At 60.4% G+C, this 18,325-nt stretch carries 35 protein-coding genes; 23 read left to right on the forward strand and 12 right to left on the reverse strand.

Annotation, left to right across the window (positions count from 1 at the left end; genetic code table 11):
* Positions 1–24 precede the first annotated feature (24 nt).
* From LU682_RS18335 to LU682_RS18385, 11 genes are read right to left on the reverse strand one after another with little or no spacing between them, the layout of a single operon-like run.
* Positions 25–615: a hypothetical protein gene (locus LU682_RS18335; protein WP_232856874.1), complete on the reverse strand. Its 591-nt coding sequence runs from the start codon at positions 613–615 to the stop codon at positions 25–27.
* Positions 606–737: a hypothetical protein gene (locus LU682_RS18340; protein WP_269805820.1), complete on the reverse strand. Its 132-nt coding sequence runs from the start codon at positions 735–737 to the stop codon at positions 606–608. Before LU682_RS18340 ends, LU682_RS18335 begins: the two co-directional genes overlap by 10 nt.
* Positions 734–1,312, reverse strand: a complete 579-nt coding sequence (locus tag LU682_RS18345) for a recombination protein NinG (protein WP_232856876.1) — start codon at positions 1,310–1,312, stop codon at positions 734–736. The genes LU682_RS18340 and LU682_RS18345 overlap by 4 nt, the downstream gene beginning before the upstream one ends.
* Positions 1,312–1,728: a recombination protein NinB gene (locus LU682_RS18350; RefSeq protein ID WP_232856878.1), complete on the reverse strand. Its 417-nt coding sequence runs from the start codon at positions 1,726–1,728 to the stop codon at positions 1,312–1,314. Before LU682_RS18350 ends, LU682_RS18345 begins: the two co-directional genes overlap by 1 nt.
* Positions 1,721–2,014, reverse strand: coding sequence for a hypothetical protein (locus LU682_RS18355; protein WP_232856880.1), 294 nt, complete (start codon positions 2,012–2,014; stop codon positions 1,721–1,723). Before LU682_RS18355 ends, LU682_RS18350 begins: the two co-directional genes overlap by 8 nt.
* The gene (locus tag LU682_RS18360; RefSeq protein ID WP_232856882.1) at positions 2,011–2,316 is read right to left on the reverse strand and encodes a hypothetical protein; all 306 of its coding nucleotides are present in this window, start codon (positions 2,314–2,316) and stop codon (positions 2,011–2,013) included. The genes LU682_RS18355 and LU682_RS18360 overlap by 4 nt, the downstream gene beginning before the upstream one ends.
* A complete protein-coding gene (locus tag LU682_RS18365) occupies positions 2,316–2,549 on the reverse strand; it encodes a hypothetical protein (protein ID WP_232856884.1) in 234 nt (77 codons plus the stop codon). The genes LU682_RS18360 and LU682_RS18365 overlap by 1 nt, the downstream gene beginning before the upstream one ends.
* Positions 2,546–3,349 (reverse strand): hypothetical protein, encoded by an 804-nt coding sequence (locus LU682_RS18370; RefSeq protein WP_198748552.1) that lies wholly within the window; start codon positions 3,347–3,349, stop codon positions 2,546–2,548. Before LU682_RS18370 ends, LU682_RS18365 begins: the two co-directional genes overlap by 4 nt.
* Positions 3,339–4,322, reverse strand: a complete 984-nt coding sequence (locus LU682_RS18375; protein WP_198748551.1) for a phage replication protein — start codon at positions 4,320–4,322, stop codon at positions 3,339–3,341. Before LU682_RS18375 ends, LU682_RS18370 begins: the two co-directional genes overlap by 11 nt.
* A 1-nt stretch (position 4,323) precedes the next feature.
* Positions 4,324–4,650, reverse strand: a complete 327-nt coding sequence (locus LU682_RS18380) for a CII family transcriptional regulator (RefSeq protein WP_230852950.1) — start codon at positions 4,648–4,650, stop codon at positions 4,324–4,326.
* Positions 4,638–4,871: a helix-turn-helix domain-containing protein gene (locus tag LU682_RS18385; RefSeq protein WP_049696242.1), complete on the reverse strand. Its 234-nt coding sequence runs from the start codon at positions 4,869–4,871 to the stop codon at positions 4,638–4,640. The genes LU682_RS18380 and LU682_RS18385 overlap by 13 nt, the downstream gene beginning before the upstream one ends.
* A gap of 102 nt (positions 4,872–4,973) precedes the next feature.
* Here LU682_RS18385 and LU682_RS18390 point away from each other — a divergent pair, with 102 nt between their 5' ends.
* The 21 genes from LU682_RS18390 (at position 4,974) to LU682_RS18495 (ending at position 17,050) form a co-directional block, all read left to right on the forward strand.
* Positions 4,974–5,714: a S24 family peptidase gene (locus tag LU682_RS18390; protein WP_198748550.1), complete on the forward strand. Its 741-nt coding sequence runs from the start codon at positions 4,974–4,976 to the stop codon at positions 5,712–5,714.
* Between the two features lie 2 nt (positions 5,715–5,716).
* Positions 5,717–5,956, forward strand: a complete 240-nt coding sequence (locus LU682_RS18395) for a hypothetical protein (RefSeq protein ID WP_198748549.1) — start codon at positions 5,717–5,719, stop codon at positions 5,954–5,956.
* A gap of 64 nt (positions 5,957–6,020) precedes the next feature.
* Entirely contained in the window at positions 6,021–6,731 is a 711-nt protein-coding gene (locus LU682_RS18400) for a hypothetical protein (RefSeq protein ID WP_049696244.1), read from the forward strand.
* 2 nt (positions 6,732–6,733) lie between these two features.
* Positions 6,734–7,270 (forward strand): type II toxin-antitoxin system VapC family toxin, encoded by a 537-nt coding sequence (locus LU682_RS18405; RefSeq protein ID WP_049696245.1) that lies wholly within the window; start codon positions 6,734–6,736, stop codon positions 7,268–7,270.
* A gap of 1,182 nt (positions 7,271–8,452) precedes the next feature.
* Positions 8,453–8,905 carry a hypothetical protein gene (locus tag LU682_RS18410; protein WP_232856886.1) on the forward strand — a complete coding sequence of 151 codons (453 nt, stop codon included), beginning with the start codon at positions 8,453–8,455 and terminating at the stop codon, positions 8,903–8,905.
* 63 nt (positions 8,906–8,968) lie between these two features.
* Positions 8,969–9,613 (forward strand): DUF1281 family ferredoxin-like fold protein, encoded by a 645-nt coding sequence (locus tag LU682_RS18415; protein WP_060489051.1) that lies wholly within the window; start codon positions 8,969–8,971, stop codon positions 9,611–9,613.
* Positions 9,614–10,054: 441 nt separating this feature from the next.
* On the forward strand, positions 10,055–10,306 hold the full coding sequence (locus LU682_RS18420; protein ID WP_232856888.1) for a hypothetical protein: 252 nt from the start codon (positions 10,055–10,057) through the stop codon (positions 10,304–10,306).
* On the forward strand, positions 10,303–10,524 hold the full coding sequence (locus LU682_RS18425; protein WP_060489042.1) for a DUF551 domain-containing protein: 222 nt from the start codon (positions 10,303–10,305) through the stop codon (positions 10,522–10,524). Before LU682_RS18420 ends, LU682_RS18425 begins: the two co-directional genes overlap by 4 nt.
* Before the next feature lie 20 nt (positions 10,525–10,544).
* Positions 10,545–10,793 carry a hypothetical protein gene (locus tag LU682_RS18430; RefSeq protein WP_060489040.1) on the forward strand — a complete coding sequence of 83 codons (249 nt, stop codon included), beginning with the start codon at positions 10,545–10,547 and terminating at the stop codon, positions 10,791–10,793.
* A gap of 12 nt (positions 10,794–10,805) precedes the next feature.
* On the forward strand, positions 10,806–11,225 hold the full coding sequence (locus tag LU682_RS18435; RefSeq protein WP_060489039.1) for a hypothetical protein: 420 nt from the start codon (positions 10,806–10,808) through the stop codon (positions 11,223–11,225).
* Positions 11,222–11,425, forward strand: a complete 204-nt coding sequence (locus tag LU682_RS18440; RefSeq protein ID WP_060489037.1) for a hypothetical protein — start codon at positions 11,222–11,224, stop codon at positions 11,423–11,425. Before LU682_RS18435 ends, LU682_RS18440 begins: the two co-directional genes overlap by 4 nt.
* Positions 11,422–11,643 (forward strand): hypothetical protein, encoded by a 222-nt coding sequence (locus LU682_RS18445; protein ID WP_232856897.1) that lies wholly within the window; start codon positions 11,422–11,424, stop codon positions 11,641–11,643. The genes LU682_RS18440 and LU682_RS18445 overlap by 4 nt, the downstream gene beginning before the upstream one ends.
* A 334-nt stretch (positions 11,644–11,977) precedes the next feature.
* The gene (locus LU682_RS18455) at positions 11,978–12,109 is read left to right on the forward strand and encodes a hypothetical protein (protein WP_256245962.1); all 132 of its coding nucleotides are present in this window, start codon (positions 11,978–11,980) and stop codon (positions 12,107–12,109) included.
* Between the two features lie 27 nt (positions 12,110–12,136).
* Positions 12,137–12,676 carry an HNH endonuclease signature motif containing protein gene (locus tag LU682_RS18460; RefSeq protein ID WP_232856899.1) on the forward strand — a complete coding sequence of 180 codons (540 nt, stop codon included), beginning with the start codon at positions 12,137–12,139 and terminating at the stop codon, positions 12,674–12,676.
* Between the two features lie 52 nt (positions 12,677–12,728).
* Positions 12,729–13,853: a coiled-coil domain-containing protein gene (locus LU682_RS18465; protein ID WP_232856901.1), complete on the forward strand. Its 1,125-nt coding sequence runs from the start codon at positions 12,729–12,731 to the stop codon at positions 13,851–13,853.
* Between the two features lie 10 nt (positions 13,854–13,863).
* Positions 13,864–14,625, forward strand: a complete 762-nt coding sequence (locus LU682_RS18470; RefSeq protein WP_232856912.1) for an ERF family protein — start codon at positions 13,864–13,866, stop codon at positions 14,623–14,625.
* A complete protein-coding gene (locus tag LU682_RS18475; RefSeq protein ID WP_232856914.1) occupies positions 14,622–15,389 on the forward strand; it encodes a lambda exonuclease family protein in 768 nt (255 codons plus the stop codon). Before LU682_RS18470 ends, LU682_RS18475 begins: the two co-directional genes overlap by 4 nt.
* On the forward strand, positions 15,386–15,922 hold the full coding sequence (locus LU682_RS18480; protein WP_232856915.1) for a single-stranded DNA-binding protein: 537 nt from the start codon (positions 15,386–15,388) through the stop codon (positions 15,920–15,922). The genes LU682_RS18475 and LU682_RS18480 overlap by 4 nt, the downstream gene beginning before the upstream one ends.
* A 2-nt stretch (positions 15,923–15,924) precedes the next feature.
* Complete coding sequence (locus LU682_RS18485) at positions 15,925–16,113, forward strand: hypothetical protein (protein ID WP_232856917.1); 189 nt, start codon at positions 15,925–15,927, stop codon at positions 16,111–16,113.
* Between the two features lie 81 nt (positions 16,114–16,194).
* A complete protein-coding gene (locus LU682_RS18490; protein WP_232856929.1) occupies positions 16,195–16,560 on the forward strand; it encodes a DUF7740 domain-containing protein in 366 nt (121 codons plus the stop codon).
* Positions 16,535–17,050, forward strand: a complete 516-nt coding sequence (locus LU682_RS18495; protein ID WP_232856954.1) for a hypothetical protein — start codon at positions 16,535–16,537, stop codon at positions 17,048–17,050. Before LU682_RS18490 ends, LU682_RS18495 begins: the two co-directional genes overlap by 26 nt.
* Here LU682_RS18495 and LU682_RS18500 read toward each other — a convergent pair whose 3' ends face one another.
* Positions 17,051–17,485, reverse strand: coding sequence for a hypothetical protein (locus tag LU682_RS18500; RefSeq protein WP_232856963.1), 435 nt, complete (start codon positions 17,483–17,485; stop codon positions 17,051–17,053). It abuts the gene before it with no gap.
* Between LU682_RS18500 and LU682_RS18505 the strand changes: the two genes are divergently transcribed.
* Complete coding sequence (locus tag LU682_RS18505) at positions 17,484–18,065, forward strand: phiTE_072 family protein (protein WP_100413188.1); 582 nt, start codon at positions 17,484–17,486, stop codon at positions 18,063–18,065. The two genes, LU682_RS18500 and LU682_RS18505, sit on opposite strands and share 2 nt — an antisense overlap.
* Before the next feature lie 74 nt (positions 18,066–18,139).
* Complete coding sequence (locus LU682_RS18510; RefSeq protein ID WP_054572430.1) at positions 18,140–18,325, forward strand: hypothetical protein; 186 nt, start codon at positions 18,140–18,142, stop codon at positions 18,323–18,325.

An 18,325-nucleotide genomic window follows, 5' to 3' on the forward strand; every position in this document is an offset into this window, starting at 1 on the left:
GCCGCACGGGAACGCAATAGGGCCTCAAGCGGCCCTGCGCATTTCGTAAATTGCGGCCGCCACCGGACTCAGCGCATCCCTGTCCAAGTCCTCGCAGCACTCGAATGCAACACGGATGACATCGCCCCAATCTCGCTCCCAGTTGCGCGATTCCAGCACGATCCCGTAGTGAGCATCCATCCACGCCCGGAAGCCCTCAGGCGAGGCAAGCGGGTCTTCGTTGGCCGACTGCCCGCCCTGGTGCATGTACCGGTACCGGGCCATGACCCCCTTGACCACGTACTCGAGCTTTTCGCGCTTGGCGGCGGTCATGCGTGGAGACTTGGTCTGCACCAGGTTGAAGATCACCTCTTCCGCAGTCTCGCGGGTGTCGTCGTCCAGCCGTGGGCTGTACATGAAATTACCGAAGGCACGGACTTGGCTGTGCAGCTTGCCGATTGCCGACTGCACCTGGCCGGCCAATGCCTGGTGGGCAGCGTGGCTGGCAGTGCGTTGGCGATCCGTGGTCTGCACCATCGCCCCCAGCAGGCCCAGTTGCTCGATGAAAGCGCCCTGGCTGTCCCAGGCCGTGTATTGGCAGTCGTGCCATGCTTGGCGAGCGCTGTTCAGTTGCATGGGCCACCCTCCTCGCGTTTGCGCTTGGCCGCGATGACCATTCCCCGCACGATGCAATAGGCGCCCAGCATCACCATCCCCAGGAGAAGCAGCTGGGCGGTGTCGAGTGGTGTCCAGTTCATGCTGCTTGCTCCTTCATCTGTTTGATCTTTGCCCGGTACTCGGCCTTGATGGCCTTGAGGTCGTCGATGGTGTAGCGCCGGGCCTCATGAGGCCCCTCCAACCACTCGACCTTTTCAGCCCCTATGCGGCGCACCAACTCGGCCCGGTAATTCACCAGGTCGCCTGACTTGTGGGTATTGCATGGGGCGCACTGGCGCCAGATATTGAGCGGCTCGAAACGCAACTCCGGGTGTCCGCCGGCCGATCTGAAATGCCCTGCGTGCCATTGGCCGTCATGGAAACGGCCGCAACTCACGCACGGCAGGTCAGCGTCACGCAGGCGGACGTACTGATTGACCACCACCTGCGCCTCCTTGAGGTGATCCGCCCTGCTCTTCAGTTTCTCCTTGCGCACTTTGATTTCGCGGCGCTCGCGCTGGTCGATGGCCTTGCGGGCCTTCTGCTGGTTGACCGGGGCATGGGCCTGAGCGCACTTGACGCTGCACACCACCTGCGTGCTGTTGAAGCTTGGCCGGAACTTCTCGCCGCAGGCCTTGCAGGTCTTCTGCTTCACTTCCTTGAGGGCAGTTCGCATCAGTACCGGCCCTCCCACAAATCCTTCTGGCTCCAGCGCACCTGGTGCTCAGCACCAAATGCCTGAATCCACTCCAGCAGGCTTGCGCACTGCTTCACGCTGAGCTGGCTTGTGCGCTCGTACACGACGTCGAAGCCGTTGCCGTCGAGCGCTGGTATCAGCTGAGGCTGTTCGCCAGCCTCACGCAGCCAGGCGGCCGTCAGGAGGCGCTTCCAGATCAGGACGTCCCACTTCTTGCCGGCGTGCTCGACCTGCTTGGCGATATCGCTCAGGCAGGCGTGAAGCTTCTTGTTCTGCTCGCCGCTGCGGTCCTGGTCCTTGATGACGATCTTCTTGGGCCGGGTGAAGTCCTGGGCCTGCAGGTGCCCCAGCAGGCGGTTGACGTCGGCCATGCTGTGCATCACGAAGTCAGTCATGGGATGACTCCTTGGCCAAGGCCGCCTCGATTCGTGCGATGGCTTGCTGCCGCCGAGGATGGCGATGTGAAACCTGACCCTTGTCATCCAGCAGCCCGCGCACCTCGGCTTCATGCATGATGAACTCGCCCGCAGCCACGGCCGCCAAGCGCAGGGCCTCGTTCTCGGCCTTGAGCTGGTCGTAGGCCTCGGCCATCACGACCTCGGGGCCGTGCGGGTCGTAGCTGATGCGATTGCCGCCCTCGGAAAGCATCTTGACGACTTTGTAGCGGTAGACTTCGGTCATGGCTTCACCTCATCCCAGCGAACCTCAAGCCACATGTCCACGAACTGGCGTTCTACCGCCCGCACGGTGCAGCGATAGCCCAGGCCGCGAAGCTCCTTGAGGATTGCCTTGCACAGCTCCGGGTAGTCCTTCTCGTTGCAGTAGCAGCTGGTGCCGAACCCGTAGTCGCGGATCGTATATTCGTACTTGCCCGCCTCGGCGGCCTTGGCGACACCGGCCAGGATGGTGTCCACGGCGAATGCCGGATCCTTGGCCCGGGCGATGTCGCGAGCCTTGAGCGCGGTCATCTTGTTGGTGTCCATCAGTGCTTCTCCTTGCGGCAGTCGTTGCAGCCCGGGCGGCAGATCCATTCGAGCTGGGGATCACCTTCGTGGCGCTCGATGCGCTCAACCGTGTCACCCCGGCGTACGCACTTGGCCACGAATTTGGCGGTGTCCTTCTCCTGGCCCCTGTCATCCCAGCAGGAGGCCGAGACCTTTCCGCAGGCCCGACGGGCGATGTACTGGTGACCCAGGAATTTGCGTTGTACGGTCATACACCCTCCCCGGCCGGCTGCCCGGCGCGCTTGATGTTCAACTGAGCAATGGCGACCCGTGTCTGCCGCTTGCGTAGGTAGGTGTCGACCCGGCGGCGCTGGGCTTCCTTGGCGCGCTGGCGGTCTTTCTTGGCCTTGGCTGCTTCAAGGATGCAGCGCACTTCAGCGATCTTCTCCCGCACCTTGGGGCTGGCCTGGGCGCGAACCTCACCGGTGAGCAGACCTGCAATGGCCTGGCCGTCCTCGGTGATCGGGGTTGTGCGCAGATCAGCCAGGTACAAGGCTGCGCGCTCCGGGGGCAGCAATTGCAGGCGCACGGCGCGCTCAATGGCCTGGGTTCGACTGTTTGGATCAAACCCGAGGGATACGCCCCAGTTGACCGGCTGGGCCTCTGCACGAGCCTGAGCCACCAGACGCTCGTATGCGCTCATGAAGGCCATTCGAGCACCAACCTTGTCGCCAGCTTCGAAGATAGCGGCAGCCGAGTTCATGGCCCCCCGCATTTCGTCAGTCAGCACCACGGTCTCGCGCTCGTCGAAGCCTGCCATGGCGATACCCCATGCCTCGTCCTTGCCAGGCCTGCCATCAGCGGCCTGCGCGTGCTTCAGGATCGCGGCTACGGTCAGACGACCACCTTCACGACGGCAGGCGCGTAGAGCATTGGTCAGCACGGATTCGCTGTACTCGCGCAGATCCTCGACCATGAGCAGCGCAGCGCCTTGGGTGAGCTGCTGCCCCATCACCTCGGCAGTCGCGAACAGGGACAGGAGCAACTGCTCCTGCTGGGAATCATTCAGCATGGGTTGCAGCCCTCTTGGCTCGCAGCGCTTCCAGGGCCTGCTCGGCGGCGCTGACGTTGGCTTGGGTTTGCTCGATCTGGCGGGCAGTGGTGCCGGTCATCTGGCGGTTGGTCACCCACTGTGTGTGGTATGCCTCGGCGTTCTGGAGCAGGTCGCCAAGGCTGTGCATGCGGCTGACCAGCTTGCTGTCGTTGATTCGGACGAAATAGGCGGCGACATGGTGGGCAACATCGACACCCAGGCGATCGACTAGCTGGCCGATCTGGCCGCCGGCCTTGGCGTTCCACACCGGCCACGCGCCATGGCGGCTGCGGTAGGCCATGGCGTAGTTGGCCCAGGCTTTGAAGGTTTTGCAGGATGGGTCTTTAGGACCCGGCATGTCGGCTGGGATTTCGCAGCGCGGCGCAGCGGACGAAACCACGACCTGGCCGGCAGGTTGCGACGGCGCAGCCGGGGCCTCCTGCACACTGTGACTGGTACCCTGATTGGTATCCTGATTACTGGTATCCTGATTTGTCGGAGATTTTTCCGACCCTGGATCGGATTTTTTTCCGACCTTGCTCGGAGATTTTTCCGACCCTGATCGGATTTTTTTCCGAGGCAAGGGATCGGATTTTTTTCCGACCTTCTCTTTCTTGGTCGGATATTTTTCCGACCCGTCGAGCTTCTTGTTCCACTCCTTGCCCTTGGCAGTGAGCTGCACCAGCGTGATGTTGTTGGTGCTGGAGAGGTTGATCAGGCCGGCCCCTGCAATCGCCTTCAACAGGCGGTACGCGGTGTCCGGCTTATCAGTGAGCAGCGGCAGTTCCTCGACGATCTTCGCCTTGCTCAAGGCGTAGAAATCGCCTTTGTCCGTCTTGACCAACTTGGCCCAGCTTGGGCACTCGTAGACGAACGCGAATAGCAGCGCCTGCTGGGCATTCAGCCCCCAGTCAAGCGCCTTCGCCTGGTTGATCGTGACGGTGAATTGCATGTCAGTCCCACCCCAGCGGGCCAGGCCGCTTCTTCTCAGCCTTCAGCCCGATCCTGGCCATGGTTTCCAATGCGGACAGGTACTCTGCCGTTACGACTACGGCAGTCTGCGGAACAACACGAAGCCCCAGCATCGCCAGGACTTTCGCCCAGCGCTGGTACTCGCCGTCATTCCAGCGGGAAACCGTCGACTCACTGCAACCCGTTTCCAGGGCAATGCGCTTTTGGCTGACCTGTGCAATCCGCTGCAAGATCAGGGTCTCGATCTCTCGGGCGATATCGCCTTCGCTGAGGCTTAATTGGCTCTCAGACATGATCAGGCTACCCACTGCAACTCAGGCCAGATCACGTCCCAGTCCTCTGGGCGCAGCGACTTACGGGTCAAAAGCCCGTGACTCACGCGCTCAAGGGAAGAGGCCAGCATCGCCGACGCCTGCTTGTTGCCATATGCAATTTGCTTCAGGTAGCCACGGGTCGTGCCGGTTTTCTCAACGTCCGCATCCGAGGCGGTTTTCAGCCACTCCAACAACTTGGTGTGCTTGGTTCGCATCACGAATCTCCTCTGTGATGCGCCAATTCTTACCCATAGGTAAGTACAAAGCAATACCCGCAGGCCATTTACCCACAAGTAACGGGAAAGCATATTTGCTCGATGGATATCAACCTAGTAAGAAAGGCCAACCTTCAGCTTCTCATCGACCGCCAATTCGGCCCTGGTAAGCATGGCGCCAAGGCCGAGTTTGCCAGGCGGCTAGATAAGCAAGCTGACTACATCTCGCGCTGCCTTTATCCGCCTGGCAAGAAGGGCGGAAAAGGGGTGGGTGAGGATTTCGCCAGAGAGATCGAGAAGGAATTTCAGATTCCGCAGTACTCGATGGACAAGCCAGGGCTAGGCCTGGATGAATCAGAAACGATCAACATTGAAGGCCTGCCTGCACCGCTGGCCCAGAAGATCAAAAGCTACCGCAACCTGGTGGACGTGCCTCGCTATGACGTAGAGGGCTCCATGGGCCCAGGCTCGGAGCCGCCTGACATCAACATGGTTGTTGAGCACATGAGCCTAGATGCGAACTGGGTGCGCCAGAACCTGACCTACACCAAGCTGGAGAACCTCAAGCTGATCTCGGGCCGGGGAGACAGCATGGCGCCGACGATCCGCAGCGGGGACGCAGTGCTGGTGGATGCCGGGATTACCTCAGTTGAGGATGACGCCATCTACTTCTTCCTCATGCGCGGGAAGCTCCAGATCAAGCGCATCCAGCGAGGGCTGGACGGCCTGACGATCATCTCGGACAACGGACAGTACCCGCCAATTGAGGTGCCGGGCGAGCGCGAAGATGACATCAAGATCTTGGCCCAGATCATCTACTGGTGGACGGGACGGAGCTTCTAGCCATGCCCCTCAACAAGCCCAACCAAGACCTGCGCCGCGACCTTCAGGGCCTGGCCAGCGACCTCAAATGGTCAGCCGTCGAGCTGATGCGGATCGCGGTTCGCCTGAGCGAAGCCGGAAACGAGCACGACGCCCAGGCAGTGATTAGGATCTGCCAGGTGATGCAGGCTGGGGAGGATCGGCTGGTGGGGTATGGGGATGAGGTGAAGGCGGGCAACATCCGTCGCGCCAAACCCGGCTAGGCGACACGCCGATGATGACGAATGCCTATAGTGATTGAAATGGACGCGTGACTATAATCAGAGCATGAAAGAGTTAACGCTTTATCTCGACGACCTTACCCCGGGCCAGCTGTCAATGAAACGGCTTGCGGAATACTTGCGCGCCTTAGCTGCGCTCTATGGTTGTGAGGATTCCGTTCATTTCGATCGCGTAGAAACCGGATCGGCCCAGCTCAAGTCATTCGTTGAAGAAAAGGCATTCCCACTGATCATGAATCAGGTGCGAGAGGTCTCTGGCGGGCTTGGGAAAAAATCAGCAGTAACAGCCTACAAAACTCTTGCTGGTTATATGGCAGCTGACGGCACCGGTGCATCTATTCGATCCGGCGGCGCCCAGATCTTCCAGTTCCCACGCGTCAAACCGGAGGAACCTCCACTAAGGCTTGTTAAGCCCTCCAGCATCCAGGGTCGGCTTTATAGCGTTGGCGGAAAGGATGAGACAGTGCCAGTAAGGATCGAGGGCTCTGACAACGAGAGCCTTCTTTGCGAGGCTGATGTGGCTGTTGCAGAACGACTTGCGCAGCTGCTTTTCAAGCCCGTGCGTCTGCACGGGAAGGGCGAATGGGTTCGCTCCGAGGGCGGCGCATGGAAGCTCGTGAAGCTGAAAGTCAGCACCTTCGAAAAGCTGGAAGACATTGGCTTCAAGGAAGCTATAGCCCGGCTTAAGGCCGTTGGAGGGGTGGATTGGAACGACATGTCTGACGCCCATACCGGTATTTTGGAAACAAGGGGTTAGGCTTGAAGATCGTCATTGATACAAACGTCCTGGTCCAGATCATGCAGAACGAAGGAGCTAAGGAGCTTCATGATCCAGAGACGGGGCGAGTCGTAGACAATGCATTTATGCGGGCCCAAGCCCTGGTTGAGCGAATCGAGGCGATAAAAGGCGTCGTTGTGCTGCCCGCCCCGGTTTTGTCTGAGTACTTGATCGGCATTCGGCGTGACAGCTATCAGCAGCATCTCGACATCATAAACAGCGTGAAATGTATCGAAGTCTCTCCATTTGATCAGCTGGCTGCTATTGAGTGCGCCATGCTCGTAAACAACCAGGAGATGAAGCAACTCGATCCAGACTCTACGATGGCCAAGCTAAAGTACGACCGACAGATTCTCGCGATCTCAGTGGCAGCCGGCGCCAAAGAAATATGGACGCACGACAAGCAGATCTACAAGAGGGCTGGCACGGTCGGCATTTTGGCCAGATCTCTTGCGAGCATTGAGGCCAACCCCGAGCAGCTGAATTTCCACAGCGAAATTCAGTCTCCCATCGCCTGATACCTATAACGGTCGTGGCTCCTCAATCTGACTCTTGACCAGCCCGCCTCGGCGGGCTTTTTCACGCCTTCACGCTTTTTTCACGCCCTACCCTGCACAGTGAAGAATCATCCGAATCCCTACGTTAGCCCGCATAGCAGTGCGGGCTTTTCTTTGCCTGCGTGATGGCTCATGGCCAGAGTGGTAGGATGGCGCATCAGCAGATCCGCGAAAGGAATCCCATGCCGCTCATCACCTGCCCTGATTGTCAGCGCGAAATTTCAGACTCAGCACCGGCCTGCCCTGGATGCGGCAGGCCAATGGCATTAATGGCCAGCGAGCGACTTGTAGATGCGCCCTATGTTAGGCGATCCCGGTTTTCCTTCTTGGCCCTGATCAGAAGGCTTCTAGTGGTCCTTCTAATAATCGCCGGCATTTGGTACGTCATGACTATGTGGGCGGCAGACAGGAGCCTAAAGGCCACCGGTGAAAAGCTTGGGCGCGAAATGGGAGATGCGGTAGTGGCTGAGCTATCCCGATCAAGCACAGGTTGCAAAAAACACGCTAGGGTCGATTCGGTACAGGTATCAACTGATGGGTTTCTGTCCAAAACAGGATCCGTATCCATCTACATTTCCGGGGCATTTGATCGAGCGGTTTCGCTGGACTACCGAATGGACCTGGCTGGCGAAAAGGTCTACCTAAAGCCGAAGGACCAGCCCGCCCTGATGCTCCTCATCACCCAATTCGCCCTCAGTGGCTGCCAATAAAGCATAGAAATACCACCTACCGAAGCCCGCCTAGCGCGGGCTTTTTTGTGGGCGCGAGAAATTATTTACCCAGGGGTATTGACTGAATGTTTTACCTGCGGGTATCTTTTGTCCATCGAGACGGCAAGCAACACAGCCCCTCGGGAGGCCCTCAAACCTCACCGCTCTTTACACAACCTGACGTGAACCACTCGACGTACCGGCAGCCGCCGGTGGCAACCAAGCTAAACCGTCGACCATGCAGCCTCTGGATAGCTGCCGTGCTTCCACATGCAAGCACGCGAAATCACCCGCCCAAACTGGCAATGCATCGAACACGAAATGTGCGGCGCCGGTGAGAGACGACTCGGTAGCGGTGGGTGGTGGAGAAAAGAGATTTCACTGATGCAGCTTGGCGACAGGCTGCATTGGGAAATCAACCGGAGAACACCTTATGAGTATCCCGCCATTTCTTGAGTCTATAACGGCGCAGCTCTTGGCCTGCGCGGTCGCTGGGGTTGCCCTAGCGGTATCTTGCGGATTGATCATCCTGCTTGGAAAAGCATGGCGCCATGCCTGGGGATGGGTCGACGACAGCGAGCCAGGGCGCAATCCTGTTATTGAGCTGATAGCTCGACTGCGCGGATGGACAGCCTTCGAAACGAAAGGCTCTACAAGCACTTATCTGTGGTGGAAAGACAAAAAAGGGGAGACAAAAACGGACCCCTTTATCGACTTGTTCTTAGTGGTGCTTTTTACGCCTCTGTCGATTTACCTCCTCTTCAAGCTTTATGCGCTGGCCCTATTCGTCGTTTCCCTGTTTGCCATTGCGTTCGTCGCCCGCTTCGCCCGGCGCCACAAGAAGCTGTTCGACAAGCACATCAAAGACCCCGAAGCACACAAATGACCGGCGATTCACTGAAGCACCTGGGCGACCGGGTGCTTTGGGAATCCACTGGAGGAACACGAAATGCCAAATTGGGTAACCAACAAGGTCAAGGCGCCGCAGGAAGTCATTCAGGCGATGGTCAACGAGGAAGGCCGCATCGACTTCGGCAAGATCCTCAAGTTTGAAGGTGAGTTTCCGTGGAATGGCGTCTTCGGTGATGCCGAGACTGCTGCTGAGGCTGTGCTGCGGCTGCCGCTGAGCGATCACCCGCTCGTTGGCGGCCTGCAGCGCGAAAGTCGTAGCCGCTTCGACATCTCCAAGCTGAGCGATGAAAGCTTCGAGCAGTTCGTGCAGATGCTGCGCAACCACCGGAAGACCGGCTTCATGCACAGCATGGACTTCGCCCGATCCGCCTGGGGCACCAAGTGGAACGCTTGCGACCAGAGCATCGAAGAGCCTGGCCAGGCTAAGTTCGACACCGCCTGGTCCTTCCCTGAGCCGGTTTTCCTCAAGCTGAGCCAGTTGTTTCCGGAGGCAACAATCGAGATTGCCTACGCCGATGAAGACATAGGCAGCAACTGCGGCACGGTCACCTTCAAGGGTGGCGAAGCGATCTCCCGTGATGAGTCGGCTGGGTGGAGCGAGATGTCCGAGGCCGACCAGCAGAAATGGCAGGCTTTCGCTTATGAGGTGACGGGACGGGAGCCTGAACCCGACGAAGAATGAACAACCAGCGCCACGTCCGCCTGACGTTAACTGCCCGATGCCCTGCTCCCCATTGCAGGCTGCATCGGTGATGTGACTTGTAGTTTGCCTCGGCGGATCAGGGGCGCCACACCAAGCTGGTGCGGCCAGTCAGGTAGCGCTGCCGAAGCTGGCGTAAGTCTTTGGGGTTCGAATCCCCGCCAAGTCACATCACCGATGCAGAGAAGCGCCCAGCTCCGGGCGCGGTTACCGAAGCACCTGTGGACGTCCCTTCCCTCGCTCTGAGGGTAAACGAATTGCGCCGCTGGATGGGTCCACGCCAAGCCAGCTGCCGGGGTAGCGCCCGGCATCTGCATCTCCTTCCCTTCACTTCGACTGCATTGGCAGGCGCCAGGCCACCTTTCACGGTGGGTTTGGTCACCCGCGCCTGCGCCTGACCAATGCGGTCCTGAGGATCACTAAATGAGCGGAATGAGCATTTCCGGCCAGATCATGATTCAAGAGCCTTTAGCCAGCGGGTTTTCGGCTCAGGTCTACCCAACACGTCTTGATGCGGCCATCCAGCTGCTGCGGGTGATGATTCGCCGCGCCGCTGACGAGCAGCAGGCCATGGATCAAATCGAAAAGGCCGTAGCCGAGCTGATCGGCGAGGAGCGGCACGATTTGGAGATGGAAATGGCAACCGAGCGCCGTCGCCTTGGTGAAGAGCCATGAGCGGCTGGATCAATTGCTCTGAGCGCATGCCTGACCTGCCCAAGGGCGGCGGCAAGGCCTGGGTAATCGCCTACACACCAGCGCGAAAAGCGCAAAGCGCCTTCAACGGCGCCCGCTTCCTCTACTGGAATGGCATCGACTGGCGTTACGGCGATGGCTCGCGCTTCGAGCATCGCGTAACCCACTGGCAGCCACACCTCACTCCACCCACCGAATAACCCACCACCTGGAGGCGACTATGGCCGTCACAGTCGAGACTGCTGCCGTCTTCCGTGGCGGCGGTCGTCGCTGGTTCACGCTGCGCGCCGCCTGTGCTGCTGAGGCCCGGGCGATGCTCAAGAAGCACTGCGATTGCGACTACTGCGATCACGAAGGCTATGGCAGAGAGCACCTCTACTGCCGCCTTCACCACCCCGACCGATACCCGCGAATCATGCAGCGCCTGACGAAAGGCCTCATGCGGCGCTATCGGGCATCCCAACCGTAACTGGAGGCGACCATGGGCGCACTTCGAGCAGCACAATGGCACTACGACAACCAGTTGCCGCCGGCGGTGAGCGAAAGCGCGGCTGAGGAAGCTGAGGCGCGCTGGATCGACGACGGCATTGCCGAGCTGATGGCGCGCCGCGACTTCGTGTTCCAGCGCAACTTCCGGCAGCGGGGCGTGACCTTCGAGCGCTTCGCCATCGCAGTTGACGAGTTCGTGATGGGCCAGCTCGGCCTGTCTGACATCAGCAAGTCGGTGCTGGGCCGCCTGGTCCTGGCCGCGCGCTGCAAGGTCACCAGCGATGCGGCCGCCGCAGCCGACGAGATCCTGAGCGTGGCCAACCCAGAGGTCCAGCTTGAAGAGATCGCCCGGCAGCTACTCACTCCTTTCGCCAAGGAAGCAGTGCTGGCCCAGGCCGAGGACTCGGAATGAATCCTCACAGCGTGGCGGTTCGCGCCATCGAGGCCGCAATCGAGACGATGCTTCTGCCGGGCTCTGGCCCGGTGGAAGACGCGAAGGCTGAGACGATGGTCGTCGCTTACTTCTCCATCCTCGTCATCGACGCCGAGGAATTCAAACACTACTGCGAGCGCATCCGGCGTATTGCCGTTCGGCGCAAGGAGGCTGCATGACTACGCCATTGATCACCACGCTCATCGACGAGCAGATCGCCGAACTGCCAGAGGCTCAGGCCATGCCGTCCGACCGGGTGCTGATGCTGTTCAAGGGGCCGACATTCGCCGCCGCGGTGAATGAGGCGGCGCTGGCCAGCATCGAGAACCCAGAGGCTTGGAAGTGTCGGGCCTGCATCTGCGGCGTGTGGACTGTCGGCTATGAGGTTCGGGCATGAAGGCGCGAATCGAAAAAAAGCTGAGCAAGAAGGTTGCCCGGCTTCATCCGACTATCTACAGACGTGCATGGGTCGACCGGGAATGCTCGGAACTGGCGTATGAGCAGAGAACATGCGTGAGCCACGTTCTGAGCGTAGGCGGCGGCACGGACTACTGGGGTGATGGCTGCGAGGCATACACAGTGTGGAGCGACTGGCGCCTGAACTGGGCCTGGCATGGTCCCTTCGAGGAATACCCCATCGGTCATGACCTGGCCCTTTTCCCCAACACTGAGGGATTCCGTGCAACCTCCCGGAATCTCCTGAAGCTGGCAGCTAAATGCGAGCTAGCCGCATGGGCAGCCAGACCATGAACCGCTACCAGCGGGCCCGCCGCATCGCGGCTTGGCGCGGCTCCTTCTCCATGCTCTTCGCCTGCACCTTCTTCATGCTCGCCAGCGCACTGGCCGGCAGCATCACTTCCTGAATCACGTAGCCGAGCACGGCGGAACCCATGATTGATCAACAGTATCTATCCGCTCGCCTTTCTTACTGCGCAAATACCGGATCCTTCACCTGGCTACCTCGCCCGCTTTGCGACTTTGTGTCTGAGGAGCGAATGAAGGCCTGGAACACCAGATATGCCGGCTCGCGAGCGGGAAAGGTGAACAGCAACGGATATCTGCTCATCCAGATCAACGGAAAGAGCTACAGGGCCCATCGCTTGGCCTGGCTTGCGTCACACGGTGAGTGGCCGACTCAGCATATCGATCACATCAATGGCAACAAGCTGGACAACCGAATCACCAATCTCCGAGATGTCAGCAGTCTCGAGAACAATCGGAACATGCCCCTTTTGGCCAGCAATAAGAGTGGCCGTGTAGGGGTTAGCTGGTACTCAGCCAGGTCCGAGTGGGTGGCGCACATAAAGGTTGATGGCCGGCAAAAGATCCTTGGCCGCTTCAAATCAAAAGACCTCGCCATTGCTGCGAGGGAGGCTGCAGAGCGCGAGCTTGGTTTCCATCCCAACCATGGCCGCCTGCCAGCGGCGTGACCTGGCATTCCCCTATTCAACTGACGGCGCCGGCCTGGCGCGAGGTTTTCTAATGTCCGCAGAACAGAAACTGATCGCGATCGAAGAGATCAGCGAGGCGAACGCCCCGGCCATCTACGTGGCCGGCGGCCTGCAGCAATTCATCGACCTTGTGAAGGGTGAAGTCGAGGGCGAAGTGCCCGACCTGAAAACCCGCAAGGGCCGCGAGCGCATCGCCAGCCTGGCCGCCAAAGTCAGCAAGTCGAAGACCGCTGTCGAGAAGCCTGGCCGCGACTACCTGCGCCGGCTCAAGGAAATGCCGAAGGTCGTTGAGGCCGAGCTGCGCGAGTTCGTGACCAAAATGGACGCGCTACGGGACGAGACGCGCCGGCCGCTCACCGAGTGGGAAGCCGCCGAGGATGCTCGGATCGACCGCCACAACGACCGCCTGAACTGGCTGAAGACTCTGGCCTACGACCTGGGCGAACTGAACTCCCTGCAACTCAAAGGCCTGATTGCCGAAGCCGAAGGCATGCAGCTGGGGGCTCACTGGGAGGAATTCGAGGCAGAAGCGGCCAACACCAAGGATAAGGTGCTGACCACCTTGCGGGCAGCGCTACAGAAACGCGAGCAGTTCGAGGCTGAGCAAGCAGAACTGGCCCGCCTGCGCCGCGAAGCAGAAGAGCGCGCCGAGCAAGATCGCATCCGTCTGGCACAGGAGGCCGCCGTCGAGGCCGAGCGCCAGCGCGTGGCCCAGCAGCAGCAAGCGGAGCGCGAAGCCGCTGCCCGCCGAGAGCAGGAGCTGATTGACCAGGCCGCTGCGCAAGAGCGCGAAGCCGAGAACCAGCGCCTCCAGCTCAAGTTGCAGGCCGAACAAGCAGAGCGCGCCCGAGCTCAGGCCGAGGCCGACCGCCAAGCAGCTCTGCGCCAAGCCGAGGTAGAGCGCCAGGCAGTCGCCCGCCAAGCTGAGGAGGCAGCCGAGAAAGCCCGCCAGGACGAGCGCCGCCGTGCTGATGCTGCTGCCGCCGAGATCCTCCGCCAGCAAGAAGCCCGCGAGCGCGACCAGGCCCACAAGGCAAAGGTCATGGGCGAGGCCAAAACCGCGTTGATGTCACTGAACATCAACGAGGAGCTGGCCAGGGCCATCGTTCTCAAGATCGCCCGCCGCGAAGTCCCGAACATCACCATCAACTTCTGAGGTAGCCGCCATGAGCAGCACCATTATCGTGCCGGAGCAGCGCCGACAGGCAGTGGCTGCGGTAGCGCCCGTCGACAACAGCATCATGGCGGTCATCAGTCGTGCAGCCGCCGATCCAACCTGCGACATCGAGAAGATGGAGCGGCTTCTGGCCATGCATGAACGCATGCAGGCCAAGACAGCTGAGGCAGCCTTCAACGCAGGTATGGCCCAGATGCAGTGCGAGATCCCGACCGTGTTCGAAGCGGCGGTGAATCTGCACACCGGCAACGCCTACGCCACGCTCGACGACATCACCCGAGTCGTCAAGCCGATCATGCAGCGGCACGGGTTCGCGATCACCTTCAAGGTGGAGAACCAGGACAAGTCGATCAGCGTCACCGGCATCCTGATGCACCGCGACGGACACCGCGAGCAGACAACCATGACCTTGCCGGCCGACATCGGCAAAGGCCGGAACGATGTTCAAGCGGTCGGCTCGTCCACCACCTACGGCAAGCGCTACGTGATGTGCGCCTTGCTGAACATCACAACCGGCGACGTCAGGGACGACGACGCGCAATCCTCGGATGGCTCCAATACCGCAGAAGCGCGAGCCCAAGCGGTCACCGACATTCTTGCTCAGGTCGAAGCGGCTGCTAATCCCGACGAGCTCAAGGATGTCTGGCAAGCCTCGCTGAAGGTCCTGCAGGCCAGCGGCGACAAGGCAGGTTACGACACGGTGAAGATCGCCGTGACCAAACGGAAAACAGTACTGGAGGCCAACCCATGATTATCGTCAATTGCACCCAGGGCTCACCCGAGTGGCTGCAGGCCCGCGCCGGCGTGATCACCGCCAGCATGTTCAGCACTGCTCGCTCCAAAGTGAACGGGCTGACCGCGCAGCAGAAAACTTACGTCGAGGCAGTTCTTGCGGGCCACAGCGAAGCCAAGGCGCGTGACTTGGCCGGCTACAAGGCTGCACCGAAAGCAGAGGTAGTCCAGAAGGCACTTGATGGGGAAAAAGTCGGCGAGCCGTCAAATGCCGCGCTCACCTACGCCTTCGAGCTTGCCGTCGAGCGCATCGGCGGCGCTCCGCTCGACGGGGGATTCGAGACTTGGCAGATGCGTCGAGGGCACGAGATGGAGCCCGACGCACGGATGGAGCACGAGCTTCAAACAGGCCTGATCGTTACGCAGGTCGGTCTGGTCAAGACCGATGATGGAGAGTTCGGCGCCAGCGCGGACGGATTCATCGGTGAGGACGGTGGCAGCGAGTACAAGTGCTTCCTGGCGCCGGACAAGCTACGCGCCTTCCACATCGACAACGACGCGAGTGATGTCATCGACCAGGTGCAGGGCTGCATGTGGATCACCGGCCGGAAGTGGTGGCACATCGGGATGTACTGCCCCCTCCTCAAGCCCGTTGGGCGCCAGCTCTGGTGGCGTGAGTTCAAGCGCGATGACGACTACATCGAGCAGCTTGAGCAGGACCTGTGGGAGTTCAAGCTGTTGGTAGATGGCTTTGAAAAGCAGCTTAGGAGCAAAGCAGCATGAGGGGCATCAACAAAGTCATCCTGGTCGGCACCTGCGGCCAGGATCCCGAGGTCCGCTACCTGCCCAACGGCAACGCGGTCACCAACCTGAGCCTGGCCACCAGCGAGGCCTGGACTGATAAGCAGACCGGTCAGAAGATCGAGAAGACCGAGTGGCACCGGGTGGTGCTGTTCGGCAAGGTTGCAGAGATCGCTGGCGAGTATCTGCGCAAGGGATCCCAGTGCTACATCGAAGGCAAGCTCAAGACCCGGGAATGGGAAAAGGACGGCATCAAGCGGTACAGCACTGAGGTGCATGTCGACATCAACGGCACCATGCAGCTGCTGGGCGGCCGGCCTGACAACCAAGGCGGTGGCCAGCAGCAGCAACAGCGGCAGCCTCAACAGCAGCGCCAACAGCGCCAGCAGCCTCGGCAGCAGCACAGCTACAACCAGAACGACAACTACGGACAACAGAGCCAGCAGTCGGCGCCGCCGGATAACTTCGACGACGACATCCCGTTCGCCCCGCTCCACCATCTCGCAGGTGCATAGCCATGCCACTCGCAACCATCCTCGACATGCTCCAGCGCCAAAATGAACTGGAGCATCACCTGCAGCTGCTGTTCAACCGCAGCTGCCAGTGGGGCCGCGCTGAACGTGTGCGCGGCGCCGCCACCATCGAGAACCTGACCCAGCAACTGGTCGAGGTCACCGATCAGCTCGACGCGGCGCGCGCGGCATGAGGCGGATCAACAACCTGGTCCGCCAGCGCCGGCGGCAAGAACAGTTCCACCTGCCGCCCAGCGGCCTATCGGAGCACCGAAATGCAGAAAGCACCCTCTGGAGTCGTAACCCTGCCGGCCTGGATGAATCGGCCGGTCAAGAAACTGTACAACACCCGCAGCGGCGGCCAGTACCGGCCTGATGATGTGGCCATGGCTTTCGCGCTGAGCCTGCGCTTCCACGACAGCGCCGACCACCTGCGCAGGCTGGCCCGGCGCCTGGTGGACAAAGTGTGCCTGGAGCATCAGCCCAACATGAAGCGCCTGGCCCGCGAGCCGGACGACGCCAAGGTGTTCGACGCGGCGCTCAAGATCATCAACCGGGTGTGCGACCTGATGGAGTACGCCCCTGGCACCAGTTTTGTGCGCAATGGAGGCGATGATGGCTCTGACGCAGCAGCAGCGTGACGAGAAGCGCCGCGCCAAGGCCGAGCGCCTGCAGGAAGAAGACCTGCGCTTGAAGGTTCGACCAGGGACTAAGCAGGCCCTGCTGGAGCTGATGGAGTGGGCTGGGATCGAGGAACAGGGCGAGGCGATGACGTTGATGATTCATCACGTCGAAGCGCTCGGGCATCACGCCTTGTTCAGGATCGCGCGCCACGAAATCGAAGCTCACCGATCTGTGGCGCGGACTGAGCCGCTGCGGCTGTCAGCCAGGAAGCGAACCGGCCAGCACCTGCGAGCGATCTGCGGCTGGGCAGACGCCACATACAGCCAGATGGTCGAGGCGCTGATCCACGGCATCCACGCCCTGGGCATGCTGCACGCGGCGAAGTTTCTCGCTCCGCCGCGGCACGAGATCAGCATCTCGCCGCGCCTGGCCCTGGCCTTCGACCGGAAGAGCATGCTGATAATTCAGCAGGACCCGGGCGACGAGGTAATCAGGCCTGTTGCTTGATCAAAGTCCTTTGTTGAGAATGGACCTGGCGAATTCTGCATGCGCGGCCTTCTGCATTTCCAGCCAGTTATCGAAGTCGGTGTTTTCCGATATGAAGGCGTCCCACTCATCGTCAGGGATCGCGGCGAAATCTTCAGCGGAATCGACTTTGAATCCGGATGCTGCGAACAGCGCGGCGAGATCTTCGAACTTGCTGTGGGCAGCTAGGAAAGAAGGATTCATCAAATCCACAAGCTTCACCTGCTTGGTGGCTTGGAGCTCATTCGCATTTTTGATCAGTTTGTCTAAACCGCTTCGGTTGATTTTGACCGACATACCTGACTCCGCTCTTTGATCCGGCCCCATGCCGGTCACCCGTAATACCCCATCCCAAACCAAATTGCCACCATGCCGCATCCGGCCACGGAGGGCGGTGCATGCCCAGGAGATCGACATGAAGGTCGAAACCTCGACAGTAACCAAGCTCGTCATCAGTGACGTTCCGCGCCTTGATCCGATCAGTGTGTTTCTGGAGGACTTCGGTCGTCGCGACTGTCCGACCGAGAAGGATCCGAATTATCAGACAGCTCAGGGAAAGATCACCATTAGCTGCTGGGACAAGAGCTGGAATGCCTACTGGGGTGGCATGGGTCCGCGCACGGTTGCCGAGTTCGTCACCAACTGCAATGCCAGCTACGTGCTGAATTGCCTTGACCGTGGCATCAGTTCGACCAGGTTCAGTGGCAGCGCTCTGGAGGCGCTGGCAAGGAGAACTGTGATTAAAGCGCGTCGCGACCTATCCATGGACAAGGACGAGGCGCGACGTCTGTTCGACCAGGTAGAGATCCTCGGAGGCCTGGAGGTGCCAAACGAGACTTGGCACCACAACGACCTGCTCACCGATATCTTCGGAGAAGAGTGGTGGCACACCCTCCAGGAAGAGGCGGTCGAGGAAAACCACGAATACACCTACCTGCTTCGCATCGTCGAGGCAGTTCAGAAGGCGCTAGCCCAGCCGTTATCCGCGGCTGCCTGACCCCGCGCTGCCCGCCAGCGCCTTCCCCTATTCAACGATAACGCACCAGGCCGCGCAGGCTAGGAGGCTTACCCATGCAAGTCATCTACGCAGGCCTGCGGAACGGCGCCCGCGATCAGGCGATACACGACGCCCTGATATACAAGCGCGTGGCCGAGGTCGCCGAGGAATTCAGGCTCTCGCCGAACACCGTCCGAGCGGCGGCCAAGCGAATCGACAAGATCGAGGTTTTCGACCTCCAGCTCACAGGGGGGGGGTAA

Source organism: Pseudomonas alloputida, from assembly GCF_021283545.2.
In the GTDB taxonomy this organism is placed as follows: Bacteria; Pseudomonadota; Gammaproteobacteria; order Pseudomonadales; family Pseudomonadaceae; genus Aquipseudomonas; species Aquipseudomonas alloputida.

Excerpts from the sequence above, each read along its gene's own strand:
- LU682_RS18495 (WP_232856954.1), top strand. The coding sequence starts at position 16,535 with ATGGCTCTGACGCAGCAGCAGCGTGACGAGAAGCGCCGCGCCAAGGCC.
- LU682_RS18490 (WP_232856929.1), top strand. The coding sequence starts at position 16,195 with ATGCAGAAAGCACCCTCTGGAGTCGTAACCCTGCCGGCCTGGATGAAT.
- LU682_RS18505 (WP_100413188.1), top strand. The coding sequence starts at position 17,484 with ATGAAGGTCGAAACCTCGACAGTAACCAAGCTCGTCATCAGTGACGTT.
- LU682_RS18340 (WP_269805820.1), bottom strand. The coding sequence starts at position 737 with ATGAACTGGACACCACTCGACACCGCCCAGCTGCTTCTCCTGGGGATG.
- LU682_RS18455 (WP_256245962.1), top strand. The coding sequence starts at position 11,978 with ATGGGCAGCCAGACCATGAACCGCTACCAGCGGGCCCGCCGCATCGCG.
- LU682_RS18355 (WP_232856880.1), bottom strand. The coding sequence starts at position 2,014 with ATGACCGAAGTCTACCGCTACAAAGTCGTCAAGATGCTTTCCGAGGGC.
- LU682_RS18445 (WP_232856897.1), top strand. The coding sequence starts at position 11,422 with ATGACTACGCCATTGATCACCACGCTCATCGACGAGCAGATCGCCGAA.
- LU682_RS18415 (WP_060489051.1), top strand. The coding sequence starts at position 8,969 with ATGCCAAATTGGGTAACCAACAAGGTCAAGGCGCCGCAGGAAGTCATT.
- LU682_RS18485 (WP_232856917.1), top strand. The coding sequence starts at position 15,925 with ATGCCACTCGCAACCATCCTCGACATGCTCCAGCGCCAAAATGAACTG.
- LU682_RS18510 (WP_054572430.1), top strand. The coding sequence starts at position 18,140 with ATGCAAGTCATCTACGCAGGCCTGCGGAACGGCGCCCGCGATCAGGCG.
- LU682_RS18400 (WP_049696244.1), top strand. The coding sequence starts at position 6,021 with ATGAAAGAGTTAACGCTTTATCTCGACGACCTTACCCCGGGCCAGCTG.
- LU682_RS18395 (WP_198748549.1), top strand. The coding sequence starts at position 5,717 with ATGCCCCTCAACAAGCCCAACCAAGACCTGCGCCGCGACCTTCAGGGC.
- LU682_RS18375 (WP_198748551.1), bottom strand. The coding sequence starts at position 4,322 with ATGCAATTCACCGTCACGATCAACCAGGCGAAGGCGCTTGACTGGGGG.
- LU682_RS18335 (WP_232856874.1), bottom strand. The coding sequence starts at position 615 with ATGCAACTGAACAGCGCTCGCCAAGCATGGCACGACTGCCAATACACG.
- LU682_RS18500 (WP_232856963.1), bottom strand. The coding sequence starts at position 17,485 with ATGTCGATCTCCTGGGCATGCACCGCCCTCCGTGGCCGGATGCGGCAT.
- LU682_RS18420 (WP_232856888.1), top strand. The coding sequence starts at position 10,055 with ATGAGCGGAATGAGCATTTCCGGCCAGATCATGATTCAAGAGCCTTTA.
- LU682_RS18350 (WP_232856878.1), bottom strand. The coding sequence starts at position 1,728 with ATGACTGACTTCGTGATGCACAGCATGGCCGACGTCAACCGCCTGCTG.
- LU682_RS18390 (WP_198748550.1), top strand. The coding sequence starts at position 4,974 with ATGGATATCAACCTAGTAAGAAAGGCCAACCTTCAGCTTCTCATCGAC.
- LU682_RS18480 (WP_232856915.1), top strand. The coding sequence starts at position 15,386 with ATGAGGGGCATCAACAAAGTCATCCTGGTCGGCACCTGCGGCCAGGAT.
- LU682_RS18460 (WP_232856899.1), top strand. The coding sequence starts at position 12,137 with ATGATTGATCAACAGTATCTATCCGCTCGCCTTTCTTACTGCGCAAAT.
- LU682_RS18440 (WP_060489037.1), top strand. The coding sequence starts at position 11,222 with ATGAATCCTCACAGCGTGGCGGTTCGCGCCATCGAGGCCGCAATCGAG.
- LU682_RS18475 (WP_232856914.1), top strand. The coding sequence starts at position 14,622 with ATGATTATCGTCAATTGCACCCAGGGCTCACCCGAGTGGCTGCAGGCC.
- LU682_RS18370 (WP_198748552.1), bottom strand. The coding sequence starts at position 3,349 with ATGCTGAATGATTCCCAGCAGGAGCAGTTGCTCCTGTCCCTGTTCGCG.
- LU682_RS18360 (WP_232856882.1), bottom strand. The coding sequence starts at position 2,316 with ATGGACACCAACAAGATGACCGCGCTCAAGGCTCGCGACATCGCCCGG.
- LU682_RS18410 (WP_232856886.1), top strand. The coding sequence starts at position 8,453 with ATGAGTATCCCGCCATTTCTTGAGTCTATAACGGCGCAGCTCTTGGCC.
- LU682_RS18365 (WP_232856884.1), bottom strand. The coding sequence starts at position 2,549 with ATGACCGTACAACGCAAATTCCTGGGTCACCAGTACATCGCCCGTCGG.
- LU682_RS18385 (WP_049696242.1), bottom strand. The coding sequence starts at position 4,871 with ATGCGAACCAAGCACACCAAGTTGTTGGAGTGGCTGAAAACCGCCTCG.
- LU682_RS18425 (WP_060489042.1), top strand. The coding sequence starts at position 10,303 with ATGAGCGGCTGGATCAATTGCTCTGAGCGCATGCCTGACCTGCCCAAG.
- LU682_RS18435 (WP_060489039.1), top strand. The coding sequence starts at position 10,806 with ATGGGCGCACTTCGAGCAGCACAATGGCACTACGACAACCAGTTGCCG.
- LU682_RS18345 (WP_232856876.1), bottom strand. The coding sequence starts at position 1,312 with ATGCGAACTGCCCTCAAGGAAGTGAAGCAGAAGACCTGCAAGGCCTGC.
- LU682_RS18470 (WP_232856912.1), top strand. The coding sequence starts at position 13,864 with ATGAGCAGCACCATTATCGTGCCGGAGCAGCGCCGACAGGCAGTGGCT.
- LU682_RS18465 (WP_232856901.1), top strand. The coding sequence starts at position 12,729 with ATGTCCGCAGAACAGAAACTGATCGCGATCGAAGAGATCAGCGAGGCG.
- LU682_RS18430 (WP_060489040.1), top strand. The coding sequence starts at position 10,545 with ATGGCCGTCACAGTCGAGACTGCTGCCGTCTTCCGTGGCGGCGGTCGT.